Annotated in this window: 15 protein-coding genes; 13 read left to right on the top strand and 2 right to left on the bottom strand. The window is 61.0% G+C overall.

What is annotated here, in order from left to right:
- Nucleotides 1–136: 136 nt before the first annotated feature.
- From ACMGT0_RS16185 to ACMGT0_RS16150, 8 genes are all read left to right on the top strand, one after another.
- A complete protein-coding gene (locus tag ACMGT0_RS16185) occupies nucleotides 137–1,492 on the top strand; it encodes an APC family permease (RefSeq protein WP_416768976.1) in 1,356 nt (451 codons plus the stop codon).
- Between the two features lie 12 nt (nucleotides 1,493–1,504).
- Nucleotides 1,505–2,611 carry a P1 family peptidase gene (locus tag ACMGT0_RS16180; protein WP_416768975.1) on the top strand — a complete coding sequence of 369 codons (1,107 nt, stop codon included), beginning with the start codon at nucleotides 1,505–1,507 and terminating at the stop codon, nucleotides 2,609–2,611.
- 550 nt (nucleotides 2,612–3,161) lie between these two features.
- Entirely contained in the window at nucleotides 3,162–5,816 is a 2,655-nt protein-coding gene (locus tag ACMGT0_RS16175) for a glycosyltransferase (protein WP_416768974.1), read from the top strand.
- The gene (locus ACMGT0_RS16170; protein WP_416768973.1) at nucleotides 5,816–7,255 is read left to right on the top strand and encodes a radical SAM protein; all 1,440 of its coding nucleotides are present in this window, start codon (nucleotides 5,816–5,818) and stop codon (nucleotides 7,253–7,255) included. The genes ACMGT0_RS16175 and ACMGT0_RS16170 overlap by 1 nt, the downstream gene beginning before the upstream one ends.
- A gap of 12 nt (nucleotides 7,256–7,267) precedes the next feature.
- Entirely contained in the window at nucleotides 7,268–8,074 is an 807-nt protein-coding gene (locus ACMGT0_RS16165; RefSeq protein WP_054060858.1) for a hypothetical protein, read from the top strand.
- Nucleotides 8,074–9,258: an MFS transporter gene (locus tag ACMGT0_RS16160; protein ID WP_416768972.1), complete on the top strand. Its 1,185-nt coding sequence runs from the start codon at nucleotides 8,074–8,076 to the stop codon at nucleotides 9,256–9,258. The genes ACMGT0_RS16165 and ACMGT0_RS16160 overlap by 1 nt, the downstream gene beginning before the upstream one ends.
- A 45-nt stretch (nucleotides 9,259–9,303) precedes the next feature.
- Complete coding sequence (locus ACMGT0_RS16155; protein ID WP_054061418.1) at nucleotides 9,304–10,101, top strand: hypothetical protein; 798 nt, start codon at nucleotides 9,304–9,306, stop codon at nucleotides 10,099–10,101.
- Nucleotides 10,102–10,314: 213 nt separating this feature from the next.
- Nucleotides 10,315–11,601 (top strand): cytochrome P450, encoded by a 1,287-nt coding sequence (locus ACMGT0_RS16150; RefSeq protein ID WP_416768971.1) that lies wholly within the window; start codon nucleotides 10,315–10,317, stop codon nucleotides 11,599–11,601.
- Here ACMGT0_RS16150 and ACMGT0_RS16145 read toward each other — a convergent pair.
- Entirely contained in the window at nucleotides 11,598–12,377 is a 780-nt protein-coding gene (locus tag ACMGT0_RS16145) for a hypothetical protein (protein WP_416768970.1), read from the bottom strand. The genes ACMGT0_RS16150 and ACMGT0_RS16145 overlap by 4 nt on opposite strands.
- A gap of 294 nt (nucleotides 12,378–12,671) precedes the next feature.
- On the opposite strand from ACMGT0_RS16145, the gene ACMGT0_RS16140 reads away from it, so the two are divergent.
- The 5 genes from ACMGT0_RS16140 to ACMGT0_RS16120 all read left to right on the top strand — a co-directional run bounded on the left by ACMGT0_RS16140 (nucleotide 12,672) and on the right by ACMGT0_RS16120 (nucleotide 16,836).
- Complete coding sequence (locus ACMGT0_RS16140; RefSeq protein WP_416768969.1) at nucleotides 12,672–12,956, top strand: hypothetical protein; 285 nt, start codon at nucleotides 12,672–12,674, stop codon at nucleotides 12,954–12,956.
- Nucleotides 12,957–13,026: 70 nt separating this feature from the next.
- A complete protein-coding gene (locus ACMGT0_RS16135; protein WP_081006131.1) occupies nucleotides 13,027–13,404 on the top strand; it encodes a c-type cytochrome in 378 nt (125 codons plus the stop codon).
- Between the two features lie 186 nt (nucleotides 13,405–13,590).
- A complete protein-coding gene (locus ACMGT0_RS16130) occupies nucleotides 13,591–14,253 on the top strand; it encodes a hypothetical protein (protein WP_416768968.1) in 663 nt (220 codons plus the stop codon).
- A gap of 206 nt (nucleotides 14,254–14,459) precedes the next feature.
- Complete coding sequence (locus ACMGT0_RS16125; RefSeq protein ID WP_054061424.1) at nucleotides 14,460–15,227, top strand: substrate-binding periplasmic protein; 768 nt, start codon at nucleotides 14,460–14,462, stop codon at nucleotides 15,225–15,227.
- A gap of 238 nt (nucleotides 15,228–15,465) precedes the next feature.
- The gene (locus ACMGT0_RS16120; protein ID WP_416768967.1) at nucleotides 15,466–16,836 is read left to right on the top strand and encodes a cache domain-containing protein; all 1,371 of its coding nucleotides are present in this window, start codon (nucleotides 15,466–15,468) and stop codon (nucleotides 16,834–16,836) included.
- On the opposite strand, the gene ACMGT0_RS16115 is transcribed toward ACMGT0_RS16120, so the two are convergent.
- On the bottom strand, nucleotides 16,837–17,178 hold the full coding sequence (locus ACMGT0_RS16115; protein ID WP_054061426.1) for a hypothetical protein: 342 nt from the start codon (nucleotides 17,176–17,178) through the stop codon (nucleotides 16,837–16,839).
- Between the last annotated feature and the right edge of the window lie 100 nt (nucleotides 17,179–17,278).

Here is a 17,278-nt window from a genome sequence, read left to right as displayed (position 1 = left end):
GGGTACCCCATAGGGGGAATTGCCCGGCCGGGCGCATCTGCCTAGATTCCAGGCCTATCAAGCGAGCCGTCGAGCCCGCAACTTGTCGAATTCCAGTTCTGCCTCCCAACACCTAGAACAACGCGAGGATGAACCTATGACCGCTCCTTCCCCTGAACTCAAACCCACACTGAGCGTGCCCGATGTGGTCGCCATCACCGTCTCTTCGGTGACGCCCGCCAGTTCGGTGTTTGTCATTGCGCCGTTTGCGATCGCCCAGGCCGGCACCGGGGTGATCTGGGCGTTCATCCTGGGGGGCGTGCTGGCGCTGATGTTCGCCCTTTGCTATGCGGAGCTGGGCCGGGCCCACAGTGCCGCGGGCGGCGAGTACGTGTTCGCCAAGCGCGTGTTTGGCGGCATGGCCGGCTACGCCACGTTCCTGACCGTGCTGGCGATGCTGCTGTTCATTCCGCCGGTGCTGGCGACTGGCGCGGCGACCTACCTCAACGCGGCACTGGGTACGCAGTTCGACGGGCAGACCGTCGCCCTGGTGATCGTGGCCCTGAGCTATCTGCTCGGTATCCTCAACATCAAGCTCAATGCCTGGGTCACCGGCAGTTGCCTGTTGCTTGAGGTGGCGGCGCTGATGGTCATCGTGGTGTTGGGCTTCGGCCATGCCCGGCAGCCGGTCGGCAACCTGCTCAACCCGCTCATGCTCGACAATGGTGTGTTGCACGCGGCGCCCTGGGCGCTGGTGATCGGTGCCGTCGGCACGGCGCTGTTCTCCTTCAATGGCTATGGCGGCGCCGTGTTGCTCGCCGAAGACATGAAGTGCGGCGGGCAGGGCATCGCCAAGGCCGTCCTGTGGTCGCTGGTGCTGGTGGTGGCTATCGAGTTGATTCCGCTGATTGCGCTGCTGATGGGCGCACCGTCGCTGGAAGCCATGCTGGCCAGCCCCGATCCGATTGGCTACCTGCTGACGGCCCACGGCAACGAAACACTGTCCCGACTGGTCAGTGCGGGGATTTTCCTGTCGGTGTTCAACGCCATCATCGCCCTGGTGATCCAGATCGGCCGGGTGATCTACAGCAGCGGGCGCGACGAGTTGTGGATGCCGTCCCTGAACGGGGCCTTCACCCGCATCCATCCCAAGTGGGACTCGCCCTGGCTGGCTACGCTGTTCCTGGCCGTGCCTTCGGCGGCGTTGACCTTCAGCTCCAACCTGTCGGAACTCACGTCCTTCACCGTGCTGCTGATCCTCTGCGTCTATCTGGTGGTCGGCCTGTGCGCGTTGTTCAGCCGGGTGCTGCGCCGTGACCGTGAGCACCCGTACCGGATGCCGCTGTGGCCGCTGCCGGCCCTGGTGGCCGTGATGGGCGCGGGGTATCTGCTGGTGACCTTGCTGGCTGGTGCCTCCACCCGGGATATCTTCATCATTCTGGGCATCCTGCTCGGCTCCGTGGTGCTATACGGCACCTACGGCAAGCTGAGCCCGGCTTTCCAGAAACTTTAAGCGAGAGAAACGATGCGAGCACGCGACTTTGGTATCACCCTGGGCCTTGGAAAGCCGGGCCCCCACAACGCAATCACTGACGTGCCGGGGGTGCGGGTCGGCCATGCCACGCTGGACAAGGTCCATGAGGGCAAGCCCGTGCGCACCGGTGTCAGCCTCATCGAGCCCCGTGCCGGCGCCGCGCGCTACGAGCCCTGCTTCGCCGGCTGCCATGTGCTCAACGGCAATGGCGATGCCACGGGCCTGGAGTGGATTCGCGAAGCGGGGCTGCTGACCACGCCCATTGCCACCACCAACACCCACAGCGTCGGTGTGGTGCGTGATGCGCTGATCGCCCATGAGCACGCGACCCTGGCGGACCCGTCGACCTACTGGTGCATGCCGGTGGTGATGGAGACCTACGACGGCGTGCTGAACGACATCTGGGGTCAGCATGTGAATGCCGGGCTGGTTGAACAGGCGCTGGCGGCGGCCAGCGGCGGGCCGGTGATTGAGGGCGCCGTAGGTGGCGGCACCGGCATGATCTGCCATGAGTTCAAGGGCGGGATCGGCAGCGCTTCTCGGGCCTTGCCGGCGGAGCAGGGTGGCTGGACCGTCGGCGCCTTTGTCCAGGCCAACCACGGCCAGCGTCGCGAGCTGCGGGTCGACGGCTACCCCGTAGGCCGGGTACTGCTGGATTTGCCCTCACCGTTTACCGAACAGGATACCCCGGGCATGGGCTCGATCGTGGTGGTGTTGGCTACCGATGCCCCTTTGCTGCCGCATCAATGCCAACGCCTGGCACAACGCGCCTCGGTGGGCATCGCCCGCACAGGCGGGGGCACGGATGATTCCAGTGGCGATATCTTCCTGGCTTTCTCCACCGGTAACACGGGGCTGGCGCCGGCCGATTACAATCGTCGTGATCTGCCTCGGACGGCCCAGGTCGCCATGGTCAATAACGACCATATCTCGCCGCTGTTCGCGGCGGCGGCCGAGGCGGTCGAGGAGGCGATTATCAACGCGCTACTGGCCGGGCGGCCGATGCGGGCCGGGGATGGGCGGGAGGTGCCAGCCTTGCAGGGCGCACGCTTGATCGAGGCCCTGCAGACCCTGGGCTGGCGAGCCGCAGTGGTATAAAGCCGCTCTGCAGGCAACAACACAATCGAATGATCGGGCCCGGCTGCGCGTGCTGCGCAGCCGGGCCTGTTGCAGGATAGCAGCAAAACAATGGCAATTTAATACTAACTTTCATCTCATCTTAGTTGCCCTCGATAAAAGGGACAGTCTGAAAAAATGTCTGTAGGACGGTTGCTTTGACTCGTACAGACGAGTATGTTCTTTACTAAATGTTACTCAGCGCCACCCATCAAATTTTCAAAACAAGATCCTGAAAAGGGAAGGGTAAAGAGCATGAGCCACCATCGCTGGAAAACCGTCCGTCCACCCCTGCATTTCCCGTCGCCACCCTGAACAATCCGCGCAGCCTGCAACTTGCTGGTCACATGGATGGCTGATTAATGGCCAAGGGAGAAGTGCGCCTGCAAAAGGCTATCTGAACGGGCACCTATCACCGAATCGACAATATCGGGATGACAACACGTCATTTCGTATCGCTATGCATTATTAAAAGCTGGTCATTTTATTCCATGAAGACCAATACATTTCTATTGGTTCGAGAGGTATTGCTATGCCTGCTGGAGCGATATTCATATCCTTCGATGCTGTTGCGGTTTCCGGCATCACCGTCGAAGCCTCGAAACTGGCGAAACATCTCCTGCACAAGGGGATAACTTCGTACCTCGACCTGGGTTATGAAATAAAGGTCGACAAGGGCAACTTCAACAAACCCTACGATCATGAAAAGGATATCTATCGGGATATCTTCAACCTGGTGCGGATCGAGGATATCGACACCGTGCCTTATTACAACGTGGACTTCATCGAGTACTCCCACAACATCCTCATTGCCCAGAAGGCCCAGGTATCCGCGCAGGAGCAGCAACACCTGCTCAAGGCCATTGGCGAGTCGGCCCAGGCCTTGTCCCTGCGGATCATCCAGTTGTGGGAGCAGCTCGATATCCGGCATGTCATCGTGGAAAACGCCACGCTGCCGGAAAACATTATCTACACCCAGGCGCTGTACCTGGCCATCGAGCGCTACGGCCGGCAGCATGGGCTGGGCAATTTTGTCATCTGGCGCGACCACGACCTGATGTGGAGCAGCGAAAAGTCCGTGATGAAATACGGGCCGGAGCCCTATCCCCATGCGGTCAAGCCGGTCAGTTCGCCCCATATCACCTATGTCACCCTCAACAACGACCTGAAGGACAAGCTCGAACACTGGTGCGATCACCGGGTACAGGTGCAGGTCCGCAGGAACACCTATGACTTCAGTGGCCAGGGCCGCTACCACTCTATCAAGGAGCGCCTGGATATCCGTGACAGCGACCTGCTGATCGCCCGCACCACGCGGATCATTCCGCAAAAGCGCCAGGATCGCGATATCCATCTGGTACAGCGCTTGAACCAGCGCTTCGCCCGGGACGGCAGCCGGCGCCGGGTGTACCTGGCACTGGCGGGCGACCCCGGCGAGCATCCGGCTTATTTCGCCGAATTGAACCAGTTGGCCCGGGAACTTGAGGTCGAGGCCTATATCAAGTTCATCGGCGCACTGTCCCACGACTATATGCCGTCGGATGAGCGGACAATCACGGTCGAGGATCTTTACCACTCCTGCGACCTGGTTTCATTCCTGACGTCCTGGGGTTACGACAGTTATGGCAACCCCGTGGGGGAGGCCATCAGCAGCCAGCGCTGCTATATCGCCAGCAACTATGAGTATTACCAGGAAGTCTATGGTCGACATGGCTTCGAGGCGCCGATCATGGCGATTTCGCAAGAACATGACGGCCTGCCCGACGACAACTTCGTCGAGCAGGTCTACCAACTGCTGAACGACAAGGCGCTGATGGAACAGATAGCCCAGCGCAACTTTGCCATTGGTCGGCGGGTGCTCTCCAACAATATCGTGGACATGCTTGACCTGAGCCCTTGCGGAGGAACTATGCGTGATACTGTTTTTGTTTCGGTGGTGCTGCCGCTTTATAACGAAAGCGACCGAATCGATGTCGTACTCGACTCACTGTTCCACCAGAAAACCCGGGACAATCTGATTACCCATGCCAGTTATGAACTGATCATCGTCGATAACAATTCGACCGACGATTCAGTGGCCAAGATCAGGCGTTTCAGCGAGCGCCATCCTTCCCTGGATATCCATGTGATCCAGGAGCTTACCCAGGGGGTTTCCTCTGCCCGCAAGCGCGGCATGGACTATGCCTCGTTGCGCTCGAAAGAGCGGGATATCCGCCTGGGCGTCGACAACCGGCACTACATTGCCTCCGCCGACGCCGACTGCACCGTCGACCCGTACTGGCTGCACGCGCTGATTGCCAGGATGATCGCCGAAAACGGTGACCTGGGCACCTGCAACTACTACTACAACGAAGCGCATTTCCGCCAGCGGCCGAACCTGTACAACGAGATCCAGAAGACCCTGCGTTGCCGCGAGATGTCCTTCTCGCTGTTCGGTGGCTTCCCGGACGGCAAGGGGTTCGCCGTCGAACGCCGGCTCTACGACCGGGTCGGCGGCATCGAGATCTTCTACCAGCTGGAAAACGGCCGTTTCGTCGAACACCTCTCCGATGACTGGGACTTCGGCATCCGGGTGATCGCCTGGGGCGGCAAGCCGGTCTACGCCCACGAATCACGGATCGAGATCAACAGCCGACGGGTGGACACCATTCTCGACGAGGTGATCACCGGCAATGCCTACGGCCAGGACGGCATCATCATCATGAAGGACGTGCGTCCGGAGGCCGAAGAGCAGGCTCCGACACTACGCGACACCACGCCTGCCGAGTCGCGGCAGGCCTGGGAGTACTCGATCAAGGACTACGTGCCGAAGAACATCGTGCTGCCGGCGCTGCTCAACCCGCACATTCTGTTGGAGAATCCGGCGGTGCGGGCGTTCTTCGGCGAGCCGGTGGCGGACCGCCTGTACCAGCGCATCCACGAGATCAAGCAGCAGTCGCGGGTGATCGACTTCAAGCCGATCCACGCCTACAAGACCCCGTCCTATCGCCTGTACTTCGAGTTCCGCGAGGAAATCTTCAGCGCCCTGCGCCGCGCCGTGGGCGAGGACATCGGCTACCCACCGCCATTGCCGGCCTGTTTCGACAAGGTCAAGCCCGAGGATTTCCAGCGTTTCGTCTACTACTTCGCCGAGGACCGCGAGTCCGGCGAAGCCCATAACTACTTTGCCAACGGGGGGGTGTTCTGATGAACGGCGAAGCCCTGTACTCACTGCACGATATCGACCCGAACTACCCGGTACCGCGGGTCCATGAGTTCCTCGCGCACCCGGACAACAGCGCCTTCCTTGAGTACGTGTTCAACGACCCGTTCGGCTGCCACGTGTTCCCCGGCGATATGCCCGGCTATCCGTTGCCGTCGTTCTTCGCGGACATGGACCGGGAAATCCGCCAGGCCAGGCAGATCCACCTGTGGGCCTACATTCCCACCTGTCGCTACCGCTGCCATTTCTGCCAGTACCCGACGGTGATCCTCAACCCCAAGGCGGCCTCGTCCCAGGTGGTGTTCCGCGACGTGGTGGACTACAACATCCGGGAAGCCGGCCTGTGGCTGCAGAAGGTGCCGAGCCTGGCCCGGGCCGAGGTCGGCGAGTTCAATATCTTCGGGGGGACGCCCTCGCTGCTGCCGGAGTCGGAGCTGCGCCGGTTGATGGCGTTCTACCGGAGCCACTTCAACTTCTCGGCCGCGACCCTGCGCTTCGAGGGCGAGCCGGGCACGCTGAACAGGGAATACCTGTCGCTGCTCAAGGAACTGGGTTTCACCAAGATCAGCTTCGGCGCGCAGTCCTTCGACGACCGCATCATTGCCGCCTGCGGGCGCATGCACTCGGCCGAGGAGTGCGTGGACACCATCCACCACGCCCGCGCCATCGGCCTGGAGTGGGTCAGTGTCGACCTGATCTACGGCATGCTCGGCCAGAGCGTCGATGATGTGAAGTACGACATGCAGAAGGCCCTGGCGCTGGAACTGTCCCATGTGGTCATCAGCAAGCTGCACATGGAGGAGTTCATGAAGACCCGCACCGGGGTCTCCGGCGAGAAGCAGAGCCACTGGCAGCGCAAGGGCCTGATCAGCATGAACGACATGACCTTCCCGGGCCTGGGCAAGCAGTACCAGATGCGCGAGCTGGTGGAGCAGTACCTGGCGCCCAGCTATCGCGAGCACCCGACCATGTACTTCCACCAGAACGACCTGCAGCCGGAAAAGTGGAAGGGCCTGATCACCGACCTCGAGACCCAGTACCCCGAGGTGGCGATCGGCCTGGGCGGCAGTTCCAAATGCACCCGCGCCGAAGCGATCAATATCACCGGCTATGCCAAATACAAGCAGGCGCTGGACGAAGGCCGCCTGCCCATCGACGAAAGCCGTGGCGTGTCGCCGCTGCAGCGGGAGGTGAACGCCTTCAAGATGGCCCTTTCCACCCTGGTGCCGGTGGACGACCAGGTGTTCCGCCAGCGCTTCGACGGACGCAGCTACCACGACAACCCGATCATCAGCGCAACCCTCAAGACCCTGGTGGACAAGGCGCTGGTCAGCGTCGAGGGCGACCGGGTGCGGCTGACGCCCAATGGCGTGACCCTGGTGGAAGCCATCATCAATACCCAGTTCACTGAGCCCCGGGCCTGAAGGAGCGCGTCGATGCAACAGCACAACACCCCCTCCACAGCGGTCTTCAGCCTCCACTACATCGCCATCGATACCGAGGCCGGGGTGACGCCGGAGCAGTTCGAAACCTTCGTGCGCGAGAAAGGCGTGCACCTTCCCTGTTACCCGGGCTGGAGCTGGACCCTGCTGCGCGGGCTGCGGGGCGAGCGGGCAGGGCAGTACCTGATGCTGTTCGAGATCGCCAGTGCCCAACAGCGTGACCTGTATATCACGGCCGATGGCAACAAGACCGAACGGGCCCGCCAGTTCTGGCGTGAGCGGCCGCAGGCCCTGGATATCCTCGGCGAATGGCGACGCTACGGCACCTACGCCGAACTGCCGACGCTCTATACCGACTACCGCCTGCTGGCCGAAAACCGCAAGAGCACGGTCGCGCCGGGCCCGCGCTACCAGGAGCGGGCAGGGCAGGCGCCCATCGCCCGGGTGATCGGCCTCCACAACCTGGCGTTGCGTGCGGATGTCCAGGCGCAGACCTTCGAGACCTTCATTGCCGAGAACCACCATCGCATCGAGGACTACCCGGACTGGAAGTTCCACCTGCTCAAGGGCGAGCGCGGCAATCGCCTGGACCAGTACGTGGTGATGATGGAGATCGCCAGCCTCCAGGCGCTGGATGTGTTCTACCCGGAGCCGGATATCGCCACCGACGAGGCGGCGAAATTCGCCCGGGCCCATCGCGACACCAAACAGATGTACGAGGAGTGGAAGCAACTGGCGTCGTTCTCCGGCTCGCCGCAGATCTACACCGACTACCTGTCGGTCGCGCAGAGTCTGAGCTGATGACGACTCAAGTGCTCGACTCACGACTGGCGGGCAATCTGCGCCAGCAGCAGGCTACTCGGCGGATTTTCCTTGTCGCCGGGCTGGGCATGGCCGCCTGGGCACCGCTGATTCCCTTCGTCAAGGGCCGGCTGGCCATCGGCGACGACACCCTGGGCCTGCTGCTGTTCTGCATCGCCGCCGGTTCCATGCTGGCGATGCCCTTTACCGGGTGGCTGATCGCCCGGTTCGGCTGCCGGGCCGTGATCCTGGCCTGCGCCACACTGTTGTGTCTGGTGCTGCCGTTCATGATGCATGCCAGCGCAACACTGGCGCTCGCCGCGGCCTTGCTGCTGTTTGGCGCGGTCAACGGCCTGCTCGATGTGTCGATGAACGCCCAGGCGGTGATTGTCGAACGCGACAGCGGGCAGGCGAAGATGTCCGGTTTCCATGGTTTCTACAGCATCGGCAGCGTGGCCGGGGCGGGTGGCGTCAGTCTGCTGTTGTGGGCGGGGCTGGCGCCTCTGCAGGCGATCCTGCTGGTGGTGCTGCTGATCGCGTTGCTGGTGATGCAGGCCTGCGCCCATCTGCTCGGCCGACAGCCCCGGGAGCCTGGTGAAACCGCTGGCCTGCTGCGGGCGCTGGTCCAGCCGAGCCTGCTGGTCATCGCGCTGCTGTGCTTTTTCATCTTCATGATCGAAGGGGCGATGCTCGACTGGTCGGCAGTGCTGCTGCACAGCGAGCGGGGCATGGACAAGAGCCACGCCGGCTTCGGCTACACCCTCTACGCCCTGGCCGTGGCGCTATGCCGGCTGGGCGGTGACCGCCTGGTCAATGCCGTGGGGCACCGGCGCCTGCTGGCGGCCGGTGCCGGCTGCGCCGCCATCGGCCTGTTGCTGATCGTCTCGATCGATCGGCCGGGGGTGGCGCTGGGCGGCTTCGTCCTGGCGGGCATCGGCCTTTCCAACATCGTGCCGATCCTGTTCAGCACCGCCGGCAACCATCCGCGCGTGCCATCGGGCATGGCCCTGTCGGCCGTGACCCTGGTCGGCTACAGCGGCCTGCTCAGCGGCCCGGCGCTGATCGGCCTGGTCGCCCGGCATGCCAGCCTGACCAGCGCCTTTGGCGCCGGGGTGGTGATCCTGCTGCTGGTCTGCGCCAGCGCCTGGCGCATCACTGGCCGGGGGCCGAAGGCTGTGCGCTAGACACCGGTTTGTTTCGTCCCGACGTTACCCCTCCATGGAGTCATCATGAATCAGGAATCCGCAGCGGTATTCAGCCTGCACTACATTGGTCTCAACCTGAAAAAGGGCGTCACTGCCGAGCATTTCGAGGATTTCGTGCGCCAGCGTGGCGTCGCCATCCCGGCGTATCCCGGTTGGCGCTGGACGTTGCTCAAGGGCCTGCGCGGCGAGCGACAGAACCAGTACCTGATGCTGTTCGAAGCGCCCAGCGCCGAAGAATATGCCCACTACATCGACCACAACGGCGACCAGACCGCCCATGCCCGCGAGTTCTGGCAGCAGCATGGCGAGGCGCTGGAACTGATCGCCGAATGGAAAACCTTCGCGACCTTCGCCGAACTGCCGACCCTTTTTTCCACCTATTCGCTGCTGGCGCAGAACAACCACAGTTCCCTGGCCGAAGGCCCCAACTACCGCGCCGTGGCCGGCGAGAAACCGGTGGCACGGGTGGTGGGCATCCATAACCTGGCGTTGCGCTCCGGCGTGTCGGCGCAGACCTTCGACGACTTCATCACCGGCAATATCCAGCGCATCGAAGACTACCCGGGCTGGAAGTTCCACATGCTCAAGGGGCAGGGCGGTAACCGCCTGGACCAGTACGCGGTGATGCTGGAGATCGAGAGCCTGGCCTCGCTGAATGCCTTCCACCCGGAACTGGACGTGTCGACGGAAAAGGCATTGACCTTTGTCCGCGAGCACCAGGAGAGCGAGCGCATGTACGAGGAATGGCGGCAACTGGCGTCCTTCTCCGGTGCGCCGCAGGTGTATACCGACTACATCACCATTGCCGGGAATGGCGACTGACATCAGCGGACTTCTGAGACGGCCGCTCCTACGCTACGCGTAGGAATGCCTCCCAGGACGCTTGTCGTCCGCTCTTGTGACGCAGGGCGTCACGGACTGCGTTTCCCACGCGGCACGTGGGAACGATCAGTAACGTCGTGTTGGTGTTCAGGCTCGAAAAGTCTAGAATCCGCGCTGTTGCAAGGCCCCAGCGAAGGAAAGCGAGACGGAACCATGCTCGAAGCCAACCCCAATTGCCCGATCCGTCGTCGGCTGGCCCATCTGCCCTGGGTCGGTGATAACCGCGCCGGCTTGCGCCATTGGCTGGAGATCCAGCGCGACCCATTGGCCTGGCTGCAGAAAATGCACGCGATGCAGCCGGACGTCGCCGTCATGCGCATGGGCCCGCAGCGTGTCTGGTGTCTGTTCCATCCGCAAGCCGTGCACGAGCTGATGGTCGAGCATCGCGACGACCTGCGCCGCTGGGCGCCAGCCCTGTGCATGCTCAAGCAATGGAACGGGCGCAGCTTCATGATGCGCGAAGGCGAGCCGGCCCAGGCACAGCGCAAGGCGGTACGTCCACACATTACTGCGCCAGCGGCCAGTGAGGTGCGCCACCTGGCCGCACAGTGGGCAGAGCGGATAGAGGAGGGGCGCGAGTACGATCTCGACCTGGAAATGGCCGCGTTCAGCGCCACCCTCAGCGGTCACGCGCTGTTCGAGGTGGACCTGGAGCCTTCGGCCTACCGGATCGCCAAGGCGGTGCGCCTGCTGTCGCGGGTGGCGTTGCTGGAAATGTCCACCGGTCTGCCCCTGGGGCACTGGTTCCCGAGCAAACTCTGCCCGCGCAAACGCTGGGCGCTGGGGCAATTGCGGGCGGTGGTCGACGAGGTTGCGCAGCAGTCGCCCAGGCCCCTGGTCGAATTGCGCGATGAACTCTGCACGCTACTGATGGCATCGCACCAGTCCACTGGCGTCACCTTGACCTGGTGCCTGTTGCTATTGGCGCAACGTCCGGACCTGTGCAAGCGACTGCGGGCCGAACTGGCCCCCATCGACTGGCCAGCCATCCGCTCGGTCAGTGACCTGCGCAACTGTCCCTTGCTGCGGGCGGTGCTGCAGGAATGCCTGCGCCTGTACCCACCAGCCTACGGCCTGGCGCCACGGCAGGTGACGGCAGACATCGAAGTGTCCGGGCATTCGCTCAAGCGGGGCGACGTGGTCATGGTCTCCAGTTGGATCACCCATCGCGACCCACGCTGGTTCGAGACGCCCCTGGAATTCCGCCCGGAACGTTTCCTGGACTCGGCAACGTGGCCGCGCGGCGCCTATTTCCCGTTCGGCCTGGGGGACCGTTCCTGCCCGGGAACCGCGATGGCGATGATCGATCTGGCGGCAGCGCTGGCCTACTGGGTGGAGCATTGGGACATCGTGTACGACGGCGAGCTGGCGCCACGGGGGTGGTTTTCCCTGCGGCCGCAGCGGGCTCGGGTTCGGTTCGTGCGGATAGCCGAGGGTTAGTCGAGTGGCTGGACTTCAGTGTATGACTGCGTAACCGGTTTTTCGTCCTCTTTAACCAGAATTTCGACACTGTATTCCTTTAGCGGAAGGATCTTTGGGCGGCCATCCTTATAGATGGCCAGCTTGGAGCCGGAGGTGGCCACCAGAAAGCCCGAGGCAATGATCTTCTCGCCGTCCCTGACCACGTAACAGCGCTTTTTTGCCTGCTCGGAGAAATCGCAACCCTTGGCAAAGATCTCGCGATCGCGCTTCAGTGTCTGTTTGGCGCCATATTCGCCAATGACTCCAGGGAGAAGCAATACCGGCAGCAGAATGAGCGGAATCAGCATCAACAAAGTCGTGATAACTGCGGAAAGCACCACGAGTCCACTGGTGAGCGCGACGTATCGATTGCGAGTGTATTTTTCAACAGTGCTCTTTATCCGAATACTGGTTTCGAATTTCTTGATAAGCACCCATTCAGTGGAAAGCCCCAGGATAGTGCCGGCGATGATTAGCCAGACCACCGGGTTGCGCACAATGCCGGTCCAGTTGCCAAGCGACTCGACCAGGGCCACGTAGGCGTAAACGAAATAATCGCGAGCTTCGACCTCGAATAGCCCAGAGGGAATATGCAGGCCACGCAAATAGTCCTGCCAGTAGATCAATCCAGTGACGTACGGCGCGGCATAACCGACGAAGCCAAGAAAAGGCAACGCGAGTACCCAAGGGAATTGACTGGTGGATTTGGCGATGACGGCAGGCGTAGTCGTGTCGATCTTTTCTTCAGCGCTCATTGGAATCCTTTCGTGTGGTGGCTGATCAAGCTGAAAGCGCAGGGCGTCCGAGCTGAATTGGAGCGGGCGACATTTTACGTTCCGGCAAACAGATTCGACGAGGGGCAGTGTGAACGCCATTACGCACATACACAATTTAACATAATATACATTATGCGTAGTATCATATGACTCGTTCAGTCCGCTTCTCCACAGAATTCATGAGCCGGACCTTACGCAAATCAAGACCTTGCGCTAACGTCTCGTTCCCGGACGTTTCGCTCATTGCATCGCCACATCATCCAAGGACGCTTCATGAAATGGATCATCACCGCAGCCATGCTGTTTGTCTGTAGCACAGGATCAGCCCAACCCATCACGCAACCGTTCACTGCTCAGGTTCAGAAAGTCTCGGACGCAGTGCTTTGCGGAGTCTACAAAGGTCAACGCTCGGAGTTCGCCAACGTAATGAACAAGCAATGTCGCGCTCAGGCACGCGCCGCGTTCGACGGTCTGCCAGATAAAAAGTCGCTCAAGGACTGCATCAAGCCTGGCAATGTGATCGACGATGACGTCAGGAAATGCATGAAAGGCCTTTGACTCGGCCAGACAAAGGCCCCAATGACGTATCCAGCCTCAGCATAAACAAGGGATCAGCATGCTTCGTGGAATGAAAGCACCACTCATGGCCTTACTCGGCACTCTATCGCTCATTCAGGCATCGCCATCCCTGGCGGATAACATCAATGGGAAGAACCTCTATTTACAACGATGCGCCATGTGCCATGGTGCCGATATCAAGGGAACAGGCCCGCTGGCTAAAAAAAGCAATCCTCCCACGCCTGATCTGACGACGTCAGCCTTCAAAAAGCGGTTGAATGATTACCCGGGCGTTATTGTTTCATCGGTAATACTTCGCCCCAATGGGGATTTGATTCCAAGAACCTTGCAGGAGAACGGTGTAAAGCTGCCTTCGCACGCCTGGAGCGTTAAGGATTTTCGCGATTTGAACCAATACATGGTGGGTGCTATTTCAGGAAGTCGATAATCCCGCTTGACTGACATTCATCCCCTCACACTGCTGGGATACGACCTTCACGGGCAACTCATGAAATAACTCAACTAAATGGAGATTTAGTTGAGTTATCCAATTCCATTCATTTAACCGCCCGCTTCTCGGTTGATTCCGGCTGTGTTAAAACCACTCAAAACCTGAACCGGCGAGGACGTACACATGGGGCAACTCAAGGAAGCTTTGAAGCTGTTCAACGATGAGGAGCTTGAAAATGTGCGCGAGCATGTGAAAACGCTCTTCGATCTTGGCAAGGCACGCGCCACAGTCGCCGAGCTGGAGCTCACGAACCGCTTGAATACCTCCCTGGGCAGCGACAATCAGATAGTGCCCATTTCGAACATCATCGATACCTATTCAGAGGTGCATGCCTACAACCCTGCCGTGACCGATCGCCAGGTGCTCGGTGCGGTCATGGGGCCCCTGGAAAAAATCGTCGCAGGCGGTTCTGCCAGGATGCGCAATGTCATTGGCAGCCAGATAGCGGACATTATCAGGACCTTTCTCGCCCACGACGAAGAACTCACGGCAGGAAAGGACAGATACTTCGTCCTGACTGACGGCCCCTCCATCGTCAAGTTGGACCTCAGGATCTGGGCAACTTCTGTAAATGCCAGCGACATTCGTGAAAAGATCCAGAAAATCCTGGTGATCTCAGCCGTGAAGTCATCGATTGATATACAAAAAACCAATCTCAATACCTTTATCTCGCTCTACCAGAGTCAACTAAGCCGATCGTCTCTGAGCCCCCATGAAGTCATCGAGGAAATCACTCAAGCCACAGAGATCATTCGTGCACTCAAAAGCTTTGCAGCGCCGATCTAATCGCCGCGCCACCGACTCTCACTCATAAAAGCAAGCGCCACTGCGCAACCGGGTGGCGCCCGACACGAATGCTCGATAGGCGTCCAGGGCACGTGCACAAAATTTGGGAACGATGCACCATCCGAGGGCTCTGATGCTACTCTGAAGCCGTTTGCTATCAGCCAGGCTACTGCCCCATGACATCCGCCGAGCTAGAGAGACCTGCCATGGAACCCGCCCCCCGCCCATCGACGGCCCGCCCCTGGCTGGCCCGGCTGTGTCTTTCCGTGTCGCTGCTGACTGCACAGGCCGCATTGGCCGCGCCCTCGCCCTCTCCTATCGATCTGTACATCCTCGATGCACCGCCGCTGACCTTTGTCGACGATTCCAACGGGCATGGCATCGTCGGCGATATTGCCGTGCAGGCCATCGCCAGGACAGGCCACACCGCCCATATAGAGGCATTGCCGTGGGCCCGGGCGCAGCGGCATGTCAGTGACAAGCAGGATCTGTTGATTGCACCACTGACGCGCACGCCGGAACGTGAGGATCGCTTCACCTGGATCGCGCCGATCATGAGCATGGACCGGGCGTTTTTCAGTCTCGACAAGCCGGTGACCAGCTTCGACCAGGCCAGGAAGACCTATCGGGTGATCGGTGTCGGGCTGGGCAGCGCGCAGGAGGAAATCCTGCGTACCCAGGGTTTTGACAAGGATCAGATCTACCCGCTGACCATCGGCGACAATCCCGCGCAGATGCTGCTCATGGGCCGGATCGATGCCTGGTTCAATGGCGTTCCGGAGAGCCGCTATATCTGGCCGAAGCTCTCCGATCGCAAGCTGTACATGAGCCCGGTGATGAGTTCGGCGCAGGTGTATCTGGCCTGCTCCAAACAGTGTTCCGCGGATCTGGTGAAGCGGCTGCGCAATGCCGTGGAGGCACTGCGTCGGGATGGGACCCTGGAGCGGTTGCGGGTGAGGTATATGCCGGAGTGATGATAGCTGCACTCCCCACCTGTTTGAGGTTACGGTGGGTCTGCCCGCCTTTCAGGGGGCAGTCCAAAGCCAGGCAAGGCTTGGCAGTGCCCTTTCTTGTTGTTGCATACCTTGTTTCCGCCTGATGGAACTGGCCCAATGTGGTTGTCCGATATCTACAAGACATCCGTAGGACTGAGCTCGTCGTCTCTACGAATTGCCTGACAACCCTCCCCACACGAGCCGGACAGGAGCCCAGATGCAGCTCAAACACAAAGTCGTCGCCTTGGGGATTCTGCCCCTGGCGCTGGCGATCGCGGTGATCTGCGGCCTGGTGTTTTCCCTCAACCGCCAGTTGGGCGACCAGCAGGCGCAACTGATCGAACACAGCATCCTGGCCAGCAAACGCGCCGAGCTGAAGAACCATGTCGCCCTCGCCCAGAGCCTGATCGCGCCGTTGTATAACGACGGCCAGGGCGATGAACAGGCCCGGCAGCAGGTGCTGGAGGTGCTGCGCAAGCTCAGTTTCGGCGTCGATGGCTATTTCTTCGTCTATGACCGCCAGGGGCGCAACCTGATGCATGCGCGGCAGGCGGAGCTGGTCGGCCGGGATCTCTGGGAGATGCAGGACCCCCACGGCCTGGCGGTGATCCAGGCACTACTGAAAACCGCACAATCCGGCACGGGTTTCCAGCGTTATGCCTGGAACAAGCCGTCCACCGGCCAGGTCACCGGCAAGTTGTCCTATGTGGTGATGCTCGATCGCTGGGGCTGGATGCTCGGCACCGGCATCTACCTGGAAGATGTCGACCAGGCCACCCGGCAGGCCCGCGACGAGGTGGCCCGTGGCATTCACGAAACCATGCTGGCGATCGCCCTGGTGGCACTGGTCGCGGTGCTGTTGGTGTTCGCCGGCGGCATGACCTTGAACTTCAGCGAGCAGCGCCTGGCCGACCGCAAGCTGCGGCAGTTGACCCGGCGTATCGTCAGCCTCCAGGAAGAGGAACGCTCACGGATCTCCCGCGAGCTGCATGATGGGATCAGCCAGTTGCTGGTGTCGATCAAGTTCAAGTTCGAGCTGGCCGGGCATGTCTTCGAAAAACAACAGTACGCCAAAGGCCTGGGCATCCTCAGAGAAGCCACCGAGCGCATGGGCGAAGCGATTGGCGAAGTGCGCAACCTGTCCCACGACCTGCGCTCGTCGCTGCTCGACAGCCTCGGCCTGCCGGCGGCGATCGGTCATCTTACCGCGGAGTTCGAGCAGCGGACGGGGTTGCAGGTGAGTTGCAGCGTCAGTGACTTCGACAGCCGCCTGGCCGACGAGGCGGCGGTGTCGTTGTTCCGTATCGTCCAGGAGGGCCTGGCAAACATCGAACGGCATGCCCGGGCCCGTCACGTTTCGATCAACCTGTACAGCAGCGAAACCTCGATCCGCCTGCGAATGGTCGACGATGGGATCGGTTTCGACATCGCCCAGGTCACCCGCAGCCAGGCCGGTATCGGTCTGCGCAATATTCGGGAACGGGTCGAACAGCTCGGCGGACGCGTCGAATTGACCTCGATACCGGGTCGAAGTGAACTGGATGTACTGTTGCCGGCAGGCCAGCCAAGAGCGGAAACGGGCCGCTGACTACAGGCAATCCTGCGCGGCACGCTCGAACGGCGAGGCCTTGAAGGTCGATGCCAGCAGTTGCCGCTCGTAGAGGAACACTTTGCCACCGCTCGGCGCCTTGTAGGCCTCGAGCACATTGTCCGCGGCGAACTTGCTGGCCACGACGATCTTGTAGTGCCGCTGGCTCTGGGAAACCATCGGGGTCAGGGCGTTTTTCTGCAGTTTCGGCACCACGCACTCGGTGTACTCCTCCGGCGTCTTGCTGGTCTGCAGGGTCAGCGTCGGGTCGTTGGGGGCGGAGGCACACCCCTGGAGCAACAAGGCGGCGAAGGCCAGAACGGGAAGCAGTAAGCGGCGCATGGGCAAATCCTGGTTAAAGACGCGGTTCGTTGGAATGGCGGCAATTTTCCGGTGTGCCCCGGCAAAACGGAACTTGCGATGCTTGATGTTCACTATTACC

Origin of the sequence: Pseudomonas sp. RHF3.3-3, assembly GCF_048069595.1 — a bacterium.
Lineage (GTDB): Bacteria > Pseudomonadota > Gammaproteobacteria > Pseudomonadales > Pseudomonadaceae > Aquipseudomonas > Aquipseudomonas fuscovaginae_B.
Note: the sequence above shows the minus strand (reverse complement) of the source record. Positions and strands in the feature narration are given on the sequence as shown.